Origin of the sequence: Bacillus sp. FSL R9-9834, from assembly GCF_038006905.1 — a bacterium.
In the GTDB taxonomy this organism is placed as follows: domain Bacteria; phylum Bacillota; class Bacilli; order Bacillales; family Bacillaceae_G; genus Bacillus_A; species Bacillus_A pacificus.
Genome location: NZ_JBBOWD010000001.1, coordinates 687,924 through 704,169, shown reverse-complemented (window position 1 = coordinate 704,169; position 16,246 = coordinate 687,924). Strand labels below are relative to the sequence as shown.

Sequence of the window (16,246 nt, the reverse complement as noted above, 5' to 3'; positions counted from 1 at the left end):
CCAAATATAGAGAAAATATAACTTCTAAAGGCGGTTGAAATAAATCTATGTTTACTCAAAAGAAATCACTCCAACATAAAATTGATCAATTAGAAAGTCGTATACAAGAACTAGAAGCAGAATTAAAACAAAAGGATATTGAACAACAAGAGACTATTTCTTCTATCCACGATCGTGTACAAAGCGTTGTTCAAGAGCATCAACTTGTAAATAACCAGCACAATACACTTCAAAATTTAGTTCAACAATTAAGCTCATGTTTCGAAAATGTTTCAACACGTACTACACATTCCAATGAATTGAATAACGAAATGCTACAAAAAGAACAAAGCTTAATTCAATCTATTGAAGAAATTATTGATTGTTCTAACGAAGGAAAAGAATCTGTTCATCGTTTACTTATTGTAATTAATAAATTAGGTGAACAATCCCAGCGCACGTCTAATAGTATGAATCATTTAAGTGAACGCTCAAAAGAAATTGAGCAAATTGTAGAAGTCATCCAAAACATTGCAGCACAAACAAATTTACTTGCTTTAAATGCAAGTATTGAAGCTGCTCGTGCTGGAGAGCACGGTAAAGGATTCGCTGTCGTTGCCAATGAAGTAAGAAAACTAGCAGAAAGTACCGCTGAAAGTACAAAAAACATCGGCAACTTAACGAAAAAAATTCAAGAAGAAATTGAAAAAGCATACGATAATACAAAAGATAATTTGCATTTAGTCGATGAAGGTGTAGAAATGAGTGCCGATACAAACGCTAGAATCGAAAATATTTTAATTATGATTCAAACGTTACAAAACGGTGCTACAAATGTTATTAAAGCTATTGAAAACCAAAAGACTTGTAATGATGATATATTACGAGAATTCGCTAATACACAACAAATGTTCCAAAAGTTAAATACTACCATTATGAATCACATTCATGATGCTGAGAAAGTCGATGTTCAATTAACAAAAAGTCTTGAAGAAACAGTAGTTTCTCATTAATAGTAAAAATCCCTTATACTGTTATGAGGGATTTTTATTATATTTCGAATATTTATTTCTTCTCAATATTGAGCCGTATCTTTGTTATAATGGACAAGTTGTTTCTTTCGACTATTAAACAAGGAGGTTATTATGGAACAATTTTACTACATTTTAAAATATTTAATTCTTGGTCTGTTCCAAGGACTAACAGAACCGATTCCGATTTCTTCAAGCGGTCACCTCGTTTTGGCACAGCATTTGCTAGGACTAAAAATAGAGGGGTTTAGCTTTGAACTACTTGTTAATTCAGCTTCATTATTAGCTGTATTACTTATTTATAGAAATGATTTAATTCGTCTAACAAAGAATGGTCTATCTTATATATTTACAAGAGCAGAAGATGCAAAATCAGATTTCTTCTTTATTATTTACCTTGTTATTGCGACCATTCCAGCAGGTGTTATTGGTGTTTTATTTAAAGATTACATCGATCAGTACTTAAAAGGTGTGAAAATGGTTGGGATTTCCCTTCTTATTACCGCTGTCGGACTTTGGATTATTAGAAACTTGCGTGGACGTAAAAATGATGGCGATCTTTCTATGAAAGACGCAATTATCGTCGGATTAGCACAAGCTTGCGCACTAATTCCTGGAATAAGCCGATCAGGTGCAACAATCGTAGCTGCGATGTTACTTGGTATGAAGCAAGAAACGGCTCTTCGTTTCTCATTCTTACTATATATCCCTGTTAGCTTAGGTGGTTTATTACTAAGTATTACAGACATTGCAAAAGATCCAAATCTAGATACACTATTCGTACCATATATCGTTGCATTTATCGCAACATTTATCATGACGTATATTTCATTAAAATGGTTTATGAACATTATGGCAAAAGGAAATTTAAAATATTTCTCTTTCTATTGCATTATCGTAGGTGTACTTACTCTTATTTTCTTATAAGGTGAAACTTACAAATCAAAAAGCGAGTCATTCTATTACACTAGAACGACTCGTTTTTTTATGCATATACTTTCTTTTCTTGACAATACAAACGAATAACATGTTTATTTTGTTGAAATACATCATGCGTTAGGCGGATAATAATAAAATTTCGTTTTATTTGATCATCATGAACAAAAATCTGTTCTCCCTCTTGAAAACGCCATGCACTTTCAAAAGTTGTAATATGATCCCCACTTACAGAAAAAAGCTCATATCGCATATTTTGTACCCTCTCTCAACTTATAATAATCATAATATCATTATATTAAATTTAGTATAACTTAATTCCATTGAAATTTGTAATTTTTTCTATTTCGAAATATTTTAATTTTGTTTTAAGGTTCTTTTAACGTTATAATGATAAACGAATTTTCATTGAAAGGAGCTTCATTTTGACTGCATATATATTTCCAATAAAAACAGCATTTATTTTATTTCCTATTTTAGCAATGTTCCTCTTAATACCTTTTTTAATATTTAACTACCGAAAGTACGGTTATTTAAATAAATGGCGTTCATTTATTTTGTACTCATTATTACTTTACTTATTAAATGCCTATTTTCTTGTGATTTTGCCGTTACCACAAACATATGATACTTGTAGCCTACAACCGGCTAATACGCAGCACATGCAACTATCACCATTTTATTTCATACAAGAAATTAGTAATCATACTTCGGCAATTTTAACGAAACCAGCTACTTATTTCTACCTATTAAAAGAATCTGCGTTTTTACAAGTAGCATTTAACGTTCTATTAACCGTTCCATTCGGTATTTACTTACGTTATTATTTCCGACGTAGTTTCTTACAAACAATTTGTATTTCTTTTTGTCTTTCACTCTTTTTCGAGCTAACACAAGTGACTGGACTATACGGTATATACAATTGTGCGTACCGCTTATTTGATATAGACGATCTGTTTTTAAATACATTAGGCGGCGTAATCGGCTTTATCATTGCACCAATATTTACGTACTTCCTTCCGAAAGCAAACGAATTAGATAGTCATATTAATTTGGAAACGAAACCAGTCGGATTTGTTCGTCGCCTTATCGCGATGCAAATTGATTGGATTTTCTTATCCATCGTTGTACCTGTCATTAAAAACAAAGGAAATTCTTTCTTTATTTCTAATATTCAATCTTACACGAACATATACGAACTCATTTTCATAACGTGTTCGATCTTTATTTACTTTATTATCATTCCATACTTTACGAATGGAAAGACAATTGGTAAAGCGTTGCTTCGTATTTACGTGAAAGGAAAATCAGATCGTATTACGTTGAAGGAACTATTCATCCGTTATGGTATATTCTATTTCGTTTTAGGTGGAATCAATTATATTCTTTCTAGTAGCTCTATCTTAAATCTTAAAGAACCTTTAGTATTAGTAGTTATATTATTATTCCAACTCGTAATTAACGGTCTATTTATTATTCATGTTTTATTACATGTATTTAGTCGTGATAAGTTACTATTTTACGAGCGAATTAGTCAAACAAAAAATGCGATCGTACTAAAAAAAGCTGACAAGTAATACTTTGTCAGCTTTTTTTCATAATCGTAAATAACTTTTCTGTGTAAGGGTTTGAAAACATTTCTGCTTCATCTAATAATTTCCTCACCTTTAGAAACGAATGCAATTCTGGATATATATTTTGTAATTTTTCATACGTTAACGTATGCATTTTCCCCCAATGCGGGCGTCCTTCATATTTTAGAAAAATTTTCTCCACCTCACCAAAATAAGCAGCATACTTCATACCTTTATACATATGAACAGCTATATACGCAGAATCTCTTCCATACGCTGGACTGAGCCATATGTCATCCCTTTTCACATAACGGCATTCAATTGGGAAGTGTACTTTATACTTTTTCTTTTCAATAAGGTTTGAAATTTCTTCTACAACGACCTGCATATACTTTGAAGGAACACTATACTCCATTTCATAAAATGGAACCGCACGCGATGTAGCAAATACTTCATAACTCGGACCAATTATTTTTGTATTCGGTACAGCTTTAGCCGATAATCGACTTACTCCTTTACTTATAGAAGGAAACCATTTACATCCTTTAGATAACAAAGAGAACATCTTATTTTCAAGTAACTCTACCTTTAGTTTATGCCATTTCAAATCACTTTTTTTACCCGTTGTTTCGTTTGTAATTTTCACTTGCACTTCATCTGAATAAGGAAAAACGAAAAATTCAAAATGGCGATTCTTCTTATATTCTTCTAGCTTGTTCATTACAGTAGATAAGGACTGTTTTTCACTTTTATAAACGAGTGAATAAGCTGGAATAACCTTCAATTTTATTTTTACAATGATACCTAACATTCCAAGAGACAACTGAAAAGCTCTCCAATATTGTACATTCTCCGTTTGTGAACAAACTATACTCTCACCTGTAGATAAAACTGCGGTAATCTCTATAACTTGTGTTGATAAACTTCCAAAGGTAATCCCCGTGCCATGAGTCCCTGTACTAATCGCTCCTGCAATAGATTGCGAATCAATATCCCCTAAATTTTCTTGCGCATAACCTTTTTCCTCAAGTAACTTCCCTAGCTCATGTAACTTTGTTCCTGCCCATACTTCGGCAACCATCTTCTCCGCATCAACATTCACAATACCCTTCAATTCATCTAAAGAGACTAAAATTTCTTCCGTCTGCACAAGAGGGGTAAACGAGTGTCCTGAACCGACAACGCGAATTTTCTTCCCTTCTTTTCGTGCAAGCTCTACAACTTCTACTACATCTTGTATACTTTCTGGATACATCGTATAATGCGGTGTTCCTTCTACATTCCCTGTCCAATTTCTCCATTTTTGTCCCTTTATAGAAAGCATTGGCCATCCCCCCGATATGTTGAATACTCCCCAACAATCTCTCCCTCTTTCACACGATATAAAAACGGAAACCGCTCACATAATTCTCCAGCTTTACTATGGCGAAACAAGATAGAATCTCCTATCTCTACTCGTTCCTCACCGTTATAAAAAATCGGTGTTTGTACCTCACCAGCACCTTCTAAAGCTAATAGTTTGGCACCATTTGGCCTCCAAATCTCAGGTTCTTTATCCTTCCCAATTGCGCCTGAGGCAATATATCCACCACCTAGACAAGTATAAATTGTTGGAGCTGGTTTACGCACAACTGGCAAAGCAAATCCGACAGCTGGCTGAAGTTGTACTTCTTTATAATAATCAAACAGCTTCGGGGCATAGAAAGCAGAACCTATTGTAATCTCTGAAACTGAATGATCTTGCTCAGTTGTTTTTATACTTCCTGTGCCTCCTCCATTTACAAACCTTAGTTCAATACCTAGATTTTGTATTTCTTTTACGATATGTCCTCTTCTTGCTTTAACTTCTAACACTGATTTCTTCTTTAAATATGAAATCACTTTACTTTTTACTCGTTGATTCGGTATGTGATCTCCTACCCCAGCAATTTGGGCTTCATATCCCATTACACCATCTAGTATTAAAAATGATGATTCTTTCAACCTTTTTACTATTTTCAAAGCACCTTGCACATCTCTTACCGGTGATCTTTTGACCCCAAAATGAAAATTAAAAAAACGACTACTCATATCAATATCTAAGCAAACACGAAAACATCCTTTAGACTTCTCAGCAATTTTTTCTAAATAAACAATATGATCTTCACAATCCACCATACAAGTTATAATGAGCCCTTGCTTTGTTAGCAAACTTATTTCATGTAACGCTCGATCATCATAAGCAGGATATCCGAGCAATAAATCATTGAATCCTTGTTCAATTAAAAACAAAACTTCCCTAGGTGAAAAACACATAATACCTTGAAAACGATCATTTGCAGCTAAAATCTTTTGCATAACCGGAACAGAACGTAACGATTTACTCGCTATACGAATCTTCTTATTTCCACTTAATTCTATAATCAATTGAATATTTCTATCTAAAGCTACTTCATCCAAAAATGCACAAGGTAATGGAACTTCTTTAAAAATTCCTCGATCCACACTTTTTCTCTCCTCTTCTCTATATGTCTTATACATATTGGAAAGAAAGTTGGAATCTCCTCTACAAAATAAAAAAAGTTTCTTCCTATTTAAGAAGAAACTTTTTTAGGACTACTTCATAGAAATAGTTGCTGCTACTGGATAATGATCAGAATAATCATCATACGTATATTTTTTGAGCCATGATGTAACAGTCCACTGTGGAGATTTTGGTTGTAATATTTTATTCTCTATAAATGATGGATTCGCATGGTCCTTACTTGCAATAATATAATCTAAATACTCGGCAGGACTATCAGGGAAATTATATTTTGCAATACTGTTTGTCGTTGCATCCCAAGTTGCTGTATGTCCCGTATAAGATGGAATTGACGCATGCAATGTTTTAAACATGGATGCGTACTCTGAGTCACTATTGTTCTCTGCATTTATTTTATTCACGTTCATATCACCACCAAATAGAACGTACTCGTCATTTGGTATATTCTTATTTTCAATAAAATCTTGAATTTCTTTTAGCTGGTTTGTACGTACAGATGCAGGTGAAGTTTTTCCACACATACTATCTTCAGCCTGCAAGTGTGTCCCAATCACATGAACGAAACGATCATTTTTCTTAATTTTCGTGTATACAAACCCTTTATTTGATAAATTATCTGGTCCGCATCCTTTTGCAAATACATATTGAATCTTTTCAACGATCGGCCATTTACTCACGATTGCAACGCCTCCATCTTCAGGCGTTGAAGATGAATAGCTACCTAACGTTTTATCCCATTCATTTCCATTACTACGACCTAATACTGCTGTTTGATTTGGATATTCTTTCTTCAAATTCCCTAACAAACGATCTGATGCGCTATTATCGAACACTTCATTTAATATAACTACATCCTGATTCTTAATATAATCTGCCGCCCCAATTAAATCGGCACGCTGACTTTGTCCCCAGTTCGGATATAAGTTAGTTGATAGCATATACACGTTGTGCGTCATCACTTTCAAAGTGTTGTTTTGATCTGTAGACGTATCTGCTTGCACTGAAGAACCTCCGTATAAAACTCCTAAACCAATCCCAAAGCTAAGTACACCTTTTAGCAATTTACCTTTCACGTTCCATACCTCCATTTGTATAGTAATAAAAAGGTCAAATACTCTATTGTGAGATTTGACCTTTTTTAAATACTTAACGATCTCCGTACGTATCAAACCAAAGCTGAATGTATCCAGCAGTAACACGTTGTGCATCCATTAATCGCTTACCTGTCATTGGCGTAACTTCAGCGCGCCATTTATCTGCATATTCTTGTGACACAGCTGCTTTTACGAACCAATCTTTCGTATTATCATTTACAATTCCAGAGTAATCTTGTTTCGCTACTACTGCCGCTCCATGAATCCACTCTTCTGGATTTGTACCTTTCCAGTTCCAATATCCATTTCCATCCGTTACTTTATAATTATCTTTTATCGTATCTACAAAGTTTTCATATTTAGAATGGAATCCTTGTGGATATGAAAGATTTGTAAAGTTTGCCGCATGCATCGGTTGGTTTACATCTCCTAAATAATGAAGAGATAATCCTAAATAGAAGAAAGCTTGTTTCATATCTTTATTTTTGTATGATTCACCAGCTAATTTAAAATATTTAGCGCCAGTTTCTTTTGCCTGCTTTGCAAATGGAATATATGTTTTTCCATTGTCTGGATCATAGAAATGTGAAGCAAATGTGCTATTATCATAATAAGGATTTTCATAGTCAGCAGCATAAATACCGTTCTCTAACTCCGTACGCCATTCATTTAATTGTGCAACTCGATCTTGTTTTACAAGTGTTGTATTGCGAGACATAATATCAATCGCACGATTTACAATCCATAAATGAGAATTTACACCTTCTTTATGTTTATCTTCAGCAGACCAGCGGTGAACTATTTTTATTTTACTTCCCCCATCATTTTCATGAGCAAATGCAACGCTTTGTAAAGGAGCTACTACTGTAATAGCTGCTGCTAAAGCAAGTACTTTCTTTTTCATCTGAAATCCTCCATTTTATAATCGAATTATTGTAAACTTTTTGTTAGGATCCTATGATGTCGTCCGGTTAACCTATGACTAGAATATCCCACCTTTCATGAAATTTCTATCACTAAATTAAAATATGTAAATGTTCATATCATTATAACTTTATACATAGTGAATATAATGAATGAATGCACTTTCATTTTAATAAACTATTATTAAGGCTTATCTAAACTAATGTAAAAAAAGAGTAAAGCATACACATGCTTTACTCTTTTTTTCTATTCGATAATATACTTGGCAGTTGGACATTAACTGCCAACTTATGTATAAATCCAAACACTAATCCAATTCCAATAAATATGTATAAGATTGTAAATATCTTTCCAAAATCAGTTTGCGGACTAAAATTCGCATCACCGACAGTCGTCAACGTGACCACACTAAAATATAAAGCGTCAAGAGGACGTAATCCTTCAACTGTACTATAAAAAATCGTACCAGACGTTAATGTTAAAAATGTTAATACGAATAATACTTGAAATTCTTTATCTTTCCACGCTCGTAAACAAGCTTTTAGCATCCGTTTCAATGTCAACATAAATGAAAGCATTAGACTTCCCCTTCCAAACAAAATACCTGTAGTTACAGGAAAGTCTATCACCTTTCTGTACAGAAAAAAAGTAGCCCTCTTCTATTTCTAGAAAAGAGCTACTTTTTACTATTCTATATTATTTAGGTGAAACAAGAATTTTCACTTGTGTTTTATCTTTTACAAGTGCTTCAAATCCTTCTTCAACAACTTGATCTACTGTGATTTTTTTCGTAATTAATTTCTCTGCTTGAATTTGGCCAGAGCTAATTAATTTAATAACAGCCGGGAAGATATGACGGTATCCTAAAATACCAACCACTTCTTTTTCTTTTAATACTAAGTTATTCGGAGTAATTGTTGCGTCTTTTTCCCATACACTAACAATTACAGTTTGTCCTTCGAAACTTGTACTTTCAATCGCTTGACGAAGTACTACTTCAACACCTGTTACTTCAAAGCTCACATTTACACCTAAACCATTTGTTAAGTTACGAATTTCTGCTAATACATCTTGAGTAGCTGGATTTAATACGTAATCCGCACCTGCTAATTTTGCTAACTCTTGACGTTCTTTAGAAAGCTCGACTGCAATAACAGGAGTTGCTCCTGCTGCTTTAGCTGCTTGGATAACAAGAAGTCCAATTGGACCACAACCAAATACTGCTACAGCTTCCCCTTCTTTTAATTTACTTTGACGTACTGCATGAACTGCTACAGCTGCTGGTTCTACAAGTGCACCTTGTTCATACGTCATTTCATCTGGAATATGGTGAACCATATCTTCTGGTACTACTGTATATTCAGAGAAACCGCCGCCTTCTCCGCCAAGACCGTGGAAAACAAGTTGTTCACAAACATTGTAATGTCCATGTTTACAAGCTTCACATTTACCACAAGAATAAATTGGTTCTACAACGACGCGGTCTCCCACTTTATGAGATGTAACGCCTTCACCGATTTCAACTACCTCACCGCTAAACTCATGACCTAAAATAACCGGTGCTTTTACATGTGTTAATGGATGCTCTTCTGTTGGAATAAAAATAGGTCCTGCTAAATATTCATGCAGGTCTGTCCCACAGATACCACACCATTTAACTTTAATCTTAACTGCTCCTGGTTTTACAGTTGGTTCTGGTACTTCTTCTACTCTTACATCACGTTGATTATGCCAAAGTAATGCTTTCATTTTATACATCCCTCTCTATGTATATACTTAACCTGGTGAAGTTTACAAATCTATTATAATACTTCTATCCATATATTTCAAAAAAACAATCTCATTTCCACTAAATTTTAACAAATAACGTTCAATATTTTGTCACTTTGTACTTTTTTCCACATCTGTTAACTCAATTTCATTGCGGTTGAAATTAGCATTATGCCATAATAGCATAGGAGAGGTGAATATCGCTTGAAATATTTTATTTACTTTATTGTTATCGTAGCGTTTCTAGATACATTTTCACAATTACCTATTATGAGTACGTTCGCTCAAAGTCTTGGAGGATCCCCTCTTATTATTGGGCTAGTTGTCGGCATGTATTCATTTGCTAATATGATTGGTAATATTATTGCTGGCGCTGCTGTCGATAAATTTGGTGCAAAAAAAATACTTTATATAAGCATGGGACTCACGAGTTTCATAGTCTTGTTATACACCGTTGTTCAAAGTGGTGAACAACTATTAGTTGTTCGCTTTATGCATGGGTTTAGTGACGGATTTTTAATTCCTGCTGCCTTTACGTTTTTATCAAAACAAACAAATTCAGCAAGACAAGGTAAGGCAATGGCCCTATCTGGTGCTGCTGTTGGAACAGCGGCAATTGTAGGACCTGCCTTCAGCGGGATTATGAAAGCAACTGCTGGTATAGAGTGGGTGTTCATTACCATTTCTATTTTAATGGTTCTTGGTACAATCGTATCTCTCTTCTTCTTACCAAATAACGTATCAAGAAAAGATACTTCAAGAACACAAATGATGAATAAAGAAGATATGTTTGAACTATTGAAAGCAGAACCGTTATTACAGGCATATATTGGTGCTTTCACACTCATGTTTTCACAAGGAATTGTCACTTATATGTTACCAGTGAAAGTTGAGGCATTAGCGCTTAAAGCATCTACAACAGGCATGATGTTAAGTGTATTCGGTATTACCGCTATCCTCTTCTTCTTACTACCAACAAATCGTATTTACGATCGATTTAATCGTTCAAAACTAATGTTAATTGGTATTGCAGTAATGGCATTAGCATTATCTTTACTTGGATTATTTGCAACAAAAGGCATGCTCTTTATCGTTATGATGATTTATGGCATTGGATTCGCTATCCTTTTCCCATCGATAAATGCATTACTTGTTGAAAATACGACAGATGATAAACGCGGAAAAGCATTTGGATTGTTTTATGCTTTCTTCTCATTAGGAGTTGTTGCTGGATCCTTTACAGTTGGAGCAATCGGGGCATCCCCTAGCGCCAGCTTCGTTATTGGAACTGCATTCTTATTAACATTTGCCGGAATGATTTATGTCAGAAGCAAAGTAAAAGGCCGAGACAAAGTAAAAAAGACAATGATAGGATAATTCCATCATTGTCTTTTTTTAAATGATAAACTTCTATTCAACTTTTAACTTTCAATAAGCCATATTTAATAAACAATATGGCATTATATTTTTCATAGAGATAATACAATGGATAACAAAATAAAAAGAAAATAAGTACAGTTGGGACATCGTCTATAATAGAAAAATATTTTACTAGCAATTCCTTAATACTCTCTCCAATTATAATAAACAGTGGAATGATACAAATTGCCGCTAATATTAAGCATGGTGTGATCCTCATTTCTTTTAGCCCCACCTTACAGTGTGGACACTTGAATGAAAAAGGATGCGGGAGCTCCATAATATGTTGTGCAGTAATATTCCCTTCACACTGTGGACATTCAATTCCTTCTTTCATTTAACTCACTCCTTTCTATTCATAAAAAAGAGCACTATCCAATAGCGCTCTTTTATTGCCGAATATATTACTTTTGTGTGTAGCTAAGTAACAATGTAAATAAATTGAATGGTAAAGGCAATACTACATTTCTTCTTTTACAAAAAAAGTGTATCAATACCAACGATACTTCGACAATTTCCTCGGAAATATTTCCTTTCCCTACATAATTTGATACACTACATATAAACAGACACTTGTATTACATAAGCTAAAATAATAACTTACTGTACAAATTCAAAAGCACATTCCTCATATGAAGAATGTGCTTTTCTGTTATTAACGTTTAATCCAAACAGCGCCTGCTGATTTATCCTCTGCCTGTCCAACAACTTGGAATTTAAGTCCAAGATTCGGAACTTTTCTTCCTGCGTCTGCAATTTGTTTATTACTATATACTTTTGAATCATCAAAAGTTGTAACACCTTGTAATCCAGAATAGTTAAACTGTCCACGTGTTAATGAATTTACACTCCATGCTGGTGTTTGATCAAATGAAAATGCTGCGTCTGCAATTTGCATACCTGTATTACCGTAAGTTGGTTTTCCGTTTAAATTGCCAACAAGTGCCTCTGGATGCGAATCTACAACACCAAGGAAGCCTTCACCTGGATGCTCCCCAACCCAGTTATCTTTAAAGCTATCATCTGCGTACCAAACGACAAGACCTGTATTATACACTGGACCTTTTCCTGCTTTTAATCCATTATCTGATCCTGCATAGTTTCTCCACTCTAAGTAGTAATAATGAGCTTTTTTCTCTGTTCCATCAGAAACAACGAATCCATTTAACTGCATGTTAGGTGTTCCTTCTGCATCATCAGAAAATACTACTTGTCCATCAACAGTTACATTTACATTATCCATCGCGAAACCTTTATATGTTACAGCTGGATCTGTAATATAATCGAATTGCAGTTTCACTTTTTTTCCTTTAAATTGACTTAAATCATATGATTTATCTATCCATTTCCCATCTGTTGTATCTTTATCTCCTTGGACTACTTTTTCTCCAAGTCTATCAATTAATGTTTTCGTTCCATCTTCTGTTACTGCATGTACTTCGACAAAATCGCACTCTGCTTCTAACTCATAATTTGCTTTATAATCGAATTTTGCATTTGTTCCTTTTGTTAAATCAAAGAATGGTGTTTCTAGTGTTGTATGCATATCATCTCCTCTTGTACTGTAATATGCATGCTTTCCAAACTCCGGCTTAATCGTTTCGACACTTTTACCTGGTAAGTTAACACGTACAACGCCTGGACGATTTGATTTTGTAACACTTTGATCGATATATGTAGGAACTCCTACACCACGCTTAATGTTATCGTAATCTACTTCCAAAATTTTTGCCCAGTTGCCACCCATATTCTTTTGTAAGAAATCTTTATTTTGTGGTGAGAAACTAGTTGGCTCTGTTCCTGCAATTTTCCCTGTCCAACTTCCCCCACTCATGAGTGACCAAGCTTCGACAGGTGAACCAGTTCCAGTATATTTCGTATCGTATTCATCTGGTAAGCCAAGATCATGTCCAAATTCATGCGCAAATACACCTACCGCTCCATCTTCTGGTTCAATTGTGTAATCATGCGCTGCTACTTTGCCACCAAAGTAATCTACCTTTGATTTTGTCCCTTCAATTGCTACTGGATCTATTGCTAATTTTGAACGATGTGACCAAATGGCATCATCGCCTAATTTACCACCACCAGCTTCTTGACCAACACCTGCATGGATTACCATTAAATGATCAATTACACCGTCAGGCTCATTTTGATTCCCATCACCATTTGTATCATATCTATCAAACTGATCAAATTGAGATAAATCTAACCCTTTCTCAGCAGCTGCATGTAAAGCTTCTTTCACTAAATCACGTGCGCCTTTTGGTCCTTTATTATCGTGACCACTACTACCATCAGCACCGTAGTCAGATGCTTTTCCTGGAACAGTTAGCCACTCCGTTACATATCCATCTGTCGTATAACTACCACCAGACTGCTCTTCGTAATATTGTTTAAATGTTTTTACTTTCGAACCATCAAATAACGTGTATGGTTCATTACCAAATAACATCTTTTGATAATGCTCTCTACTAAAGTCATTCGAATACATATACCCTGGCGTTTGATCAATATTATTATGTTTATAATCACTAAATTCAACGAGTAATACTAATACCTTATCTGTTCGAACAGATCCCTTATACGGCGCTTGTTTTGCTTTAGATGTTGGCACTTGCCCATTCAATTGTTTTTTATTTGGTTCAGGCTTTTGCTCAGGGCTAACATTTTTTTCAGGTTTCTTTACTTTCTCCTTTTCTTCCATTTTTTTCTCTTTTACTTTTTTCACGAAATCAGATGCCTCTTTAGCAGTATCGGCTGGGAAAATTTCTTTATTTGCCTGATCCCCTTGTTTCTTTTCAATATATTTCTCTACAGCTTTTTTCGTCTCTTCCTTAGAAGATGCTGGATTAATTGTTCCTCTTTCTTTCAACGCTTCCGCTAAACGATCTTCTTGAATTAAGTTGTAATCAATTGGTGTTGTAGATACATTTTCTTTCTCTTTTGCTGGCGTTTCTGCGTATGCTAATGGAGCACTCATGACAGATGTACATCCGATAATTGCCGCAATTGCTAATGACGATAACACTTTAAATGGCGCTGTTCTTCTCATTCTATTTCTCTCCTTTTATAAAACTTAAAATTCAGATAAATAAGTGCATTTAAATCAAGTGCTCTACTTTCTTCCCTCCCTATATAAAAAGGCATAATTCTATAAACGTTAAGCTTTCTGTTATAGAATCATGCCCTCCAGTTTTCTGGTCAGAACTTCTACCGTTTTATGTCGAAATATGAAACATAAAAAGTGATTTGATATATATTAAATAGCTTATATAAAAAATTTAAAAGACAATATGCAAAATTGCATGAAAATTCTTTTAAATAAAAAAGAATCCTAGTCAATTAAACTAGGATTCTTGATTTTCTATTATTTCTCTTGTGTTTTTTCCCAATCAGCTAAGAATTTCTCAATTCCTTGATCTGTTAATGGGTGCTTCACTAATGAAGCAATTACGTTTGCTGGGATTGTTGCAATATGTGCACCATTTAATGCTGCGTCAGTTACGTGAACACTGTGACGTACAGATGCTGCGATAATTTCTGTTTCGATACCGTGAATTGCAAAGATTTCTGCGATTTGGCGAATTAAGTCCATACCGTTATGACCGATATCATCTAAGCGACCTAAGAATGGTGAAACGTATGTTGCACCAGCACGAGCTGCAAGTAATGCTTGAACTGCTGAGAACACTAATGTAACGTTTGTACGAATTCCTAAGTCAGAGAACGCTTTTACTGCTTTTAAACCTTCTGTTGTCATTGGAACTTTTACAACAACGTTTGGAGCAATTTTCGCTAACTCTTTTCCTTCTTCGATCATTTTATCTGCTTCTAAACTAATTACTTCTGCACTTACAGGTCCTTCTACGACGTTGCAAATTTCACGAATGCGCTCGTGGAAATCTACGCCTTCTTTTGCTACAAGTGATGGATTTGTCGTTACTCCAGCTAATACGCCTAATGCATTTGCCTCTTTAATTTCGTTAATGTTTGCTGTATCAATAAAGAATTTCATTTGTTATTCTTCCTTCCTAATTTTCATTTTATATTTATTTATTTATTTTTCTTAATAAGCTCTAATTCAATCGGAATAGATTTGTCCACTTTTTTACCTTGTGTGATCTCTTTTGCTGTTTGCATCGCCTTCTCTCCGATTAATTCCGGTTTTTGAGCAACTGTTGCAGCCATACGCCCATCGTTAACCGCTTTTACAGCATCTTCTGTTGCATCAAATCCAACAACGACTACATCTGTTTTCCCAGCAGACTTCAATGCTTCAAGTGCACCTAATGCCATCTCGTCGTTATGCGCAAACACGGCTTTAATATCACCATTTGCTTGCAAAATGTTTTCCATAACAGATAATCCTTTTGCTCTATCAAAATCAGCCGCTTGTTTAGCAACTACTTTTAAAGACTTATCGGCTACGTTATGGAATCCTTTCCCACGTTCACGAGCAGCAGAGGATCCAGGGATTCCTTCTAACTCAGCAACGTTTGCTCCTTCGCCGACCAATTCACGAATGTAATCACTAGCCATTTGACCACCTTCGATGTTATTAGATGCAATGTGAGAAACAACCTTACCTGAATTTGCAACGCGGTCTACTGTAATAACAGGAACGTTCGCTGCATTTGCCGCACTTACTGCTGAAGCAACAGCATCTGAATCGGTTGGATTAATAACAACTACATCGACACCTTTTTGAATTAAATCTTCAACATCGTTCGTTTGCTTTGCTGCATCATTTTGCGCATCAACAGCAATCAATTCAATGCCGCTATCTTTCGCTTTCTTTTCTGCACCCTTTTTCAAAGTTACAAAAAATGGATTGTTTAAAGTTGAAACAGAGAATCCAACTTTAATAGTTTTATTTCGACCTTTATCGCTAGAATCCTTTGCCCATTCTGGCGGTTCCATTGAACAACCAGCAGTAATGACCATAATACATGCAACGAGTATAAGTAACCATTTCTTCATGAACTGTCCCTC

At 34.8% G+C, this 16,246-nt stretch carries 15 protein-coding genes; 4 read left to right on the top strand and 11 right to left on the bottom strand.

Going from position 1 to position 16,246, the window contains the following annotated elements; translation table 11 throughout:
• The first annotated feature begins 47 nt into the window (after positions 1–47).
• Both MKY00_RS03555 and MKY00_RS03550 read left to right on the top strand, forming a co-directional pair.
• The gene (locus tag MKY00_RS03555) at positions 48–992 is read left to right on the top strand and encodes a methyl-accepting chemotaxis protein (protein WP_000495022.1); all 945 of its coding nucleotides are present in this window, start codon (positions 48–50) and stop codon (positions 990–992) included.
• Between the two features lie 132 nt (positions 993–1,124).
• On the top strand, positions 1,125–1,937 hold the full coding sequence (locus MKY00_RS03550; protein WP_000434782.1) for an undecaprenyl-diphosphate phosphatase: 813 nt from the start codon (positions 1,125–1,127) through the stop codon (positions 1,935–1,937).
• Positions 1,938–1,995: 58 nt separating this feature from the next.
• On the opposite strand, the gene MKY00_RS03545 is transcribed toward MKY00_RS03550, so the two are convergent.
• A complete protein-coding gene (locus MKY00_RS03545; protein ID WP_001268330.1) occupies positions 1,996–2,199 on the bottom strand; it encodes a hypothetical protein in 204 nt (67 codons plus the stop codon).
• Positions 2,200–2,371: 172 nt separating this feature from the next.
• On the opposite strand from MKY00_RS03545, the gene MKY00_RS03540 reads away from it, so the two are divergent.
• Positions 2,372–3,523 (top strand): VanZ family protein, encoded by a 1,152-nt coding sequence (locus MKY00_RS03540; protein ID WP_000127966.1) that lies wholly within the window; start codon positions 2,372–2,374, stop codon positions 3,521–3,523.
• A gap of 7 nt (positions 3,524–3,530) precedes the next feature.
• Here MKY00_RS03540 and MKY00_RS03535 read toward each other — a convergent pair whose 3' ends face one another.
• The 6 genes from MKY00_RS03535 to bdhA all read right to left on the bottom strand — a co-directional run bounded on the left by MKY00_RS03535 (position 3,531) and on the right by bdhA (position 9,811).
• Positions 3,531–4,844 (bottom strand): D-arabinono-1,4-lactone oxidase, encoded by a 1,314-nt coding sequence (locus tag MKY00_RS03535; protein ID WP_000948935.1) that lies wholly within the window; start codon positions 4,842–4,844, stop codon positions 3,531–3,533.
• Entirely contained in the window at positions 4,832–6,004 is a 1,173-nt protein-coding gene (locus MKY00_RS03530; RefSeq protein ID WP_016716474.1) for an amino acid deaminase/aldolase, read from the bottom strand. Before MKY00_RS03530 ends, MKY00_RS03535 begins: the two co-directional genes overlap by 13 nt.
• Positions 6,005–6,115: 111 nt before the next feature.
• The gene (gene sph / locus MKY00_RS03525; protein ID WP_155005229.1) at positions 6,116–7,132 is read right to left on the bottom strand and encodes a sphingomyelinase C; all 1,017 of its coding nucleotides are present in this window, start codon (positions 7,130–7,132) and stop codon (positions 6,116–6,118) included.
• A 58-nt stretch (positions 7,133–7,190) separates the two neighbouring features.
• Entirely contained in the window at positions 7,191–8,042 is an 852-nt protein-coding gene (cerA, locus tag MKY00_RS03520) for a phospholipase CerA (protein WP_000731014.1), read from the bottom strand.
• 253 nt (positions 8,043–8,295) lie between these two features.
• On the bottom strand, positions 8,296–8,640 hold the full coding sequence (locus MKY00_RS03515; protein WP_000948234.1) for a potassium channel family protein: 345 nt from the start codon (positions 8,638–8,640) through the stop codon (positions 8,296–8,298).
• 118 nt (positions 8,641–8,758) lie between these two features.
• Positions 8,759–9,811 (bottom strand): (R,R)-butanediol dehydrogenase, encoded by a 1,053-nt coding sequence (gene bdhA, locus MKY00_RS03510; RefSeq protein ID WP_000645822.1) that lies wholly within the window; start codon positions 9,809–9,811, stop codon positions 8,759–8,761.
• A gap of 225 nt (positions 9,812–10,036) precedes the next feature.
• Between bdhA and MKY00_RS03505 the strand changes: the two genes are divergently transcribed.
• Positions 10,037–11,209 (top strand): MFS transporter, encoded by a 1,173-nt coding sequence (locus MKY00_RS03505; protein ID WP_000873248.1) that lies wholly within the window; start codon positions 10,037–10,039, stop codon positions 11,207–11,209.
• A gap of 37 nt (positions 11,210–11,246) precedes the next feature.
• Here the strand turns inward: MKY00_RS03505 and MKY00_RS03500 are convergent, their stop codons facing one another.
• The 4 genes from MKY00_RS03500 to rbsB all read right to left on the bottom strand — a co-directional run bounded on the left by MKY00_RS03500 (position 11,247) and on the right by rbsB (position 16,234).
• The gene (locus MKY00_RS03500) at positions 11,247–11,588 is read right to left on the bottom strand and encodes a hypothetical protein (protein WP_016716473.1); all 342 of its coding nucleotides are present in this window, start codon (positions 11,586–11,588) and stop codon (positions 11,247–11,249) included.
• A gap of 318 nt (positions 11,589–11,906) precedes the next feature.
• Positions 11,907–14,306: a M6 family metalloprotease immune inhibitor InhA2 gene (gene inhA2, locus MKY00_RS03495; RefSeq protein WP_016716472.1), complete on the bottom strand. Its 2,400-nt coding sequence runs from the start codon at positions 14,304–14,306 to the stop codon at positions 11,907–11,909.
• A gap of 315 nt (positions 14,307–14,621) precedes the next feature.
• On the bottom strand, positions 14,622–15,269 hold the full coding sequence (gene fsa, locus MKY00_RS03490; protein ID WP_000667661.1) for a fructose-6-phosphate aldolase: 648 nt from the start codon (positions 15,267–15,269) through the stop codon (positions 14,622–14,624).
• 38 nt (positions 15,270–15,307) lie between these two features.
• Positions 15,308–16,234 (bottom strand): ribose ABC transporter substrate-binding protein RbsB, encoded by a 927-nt coding sequence (gene rbsB, locus MKY00_RS03485; protein WP_000758975.1) that lies wholly within the window; start codon positions 16,232–16,234, stop codon positions 15,308–15,310.
• Between the last annotated feature and the right edge of the window lie 12 nt (positions 16,235–16,246).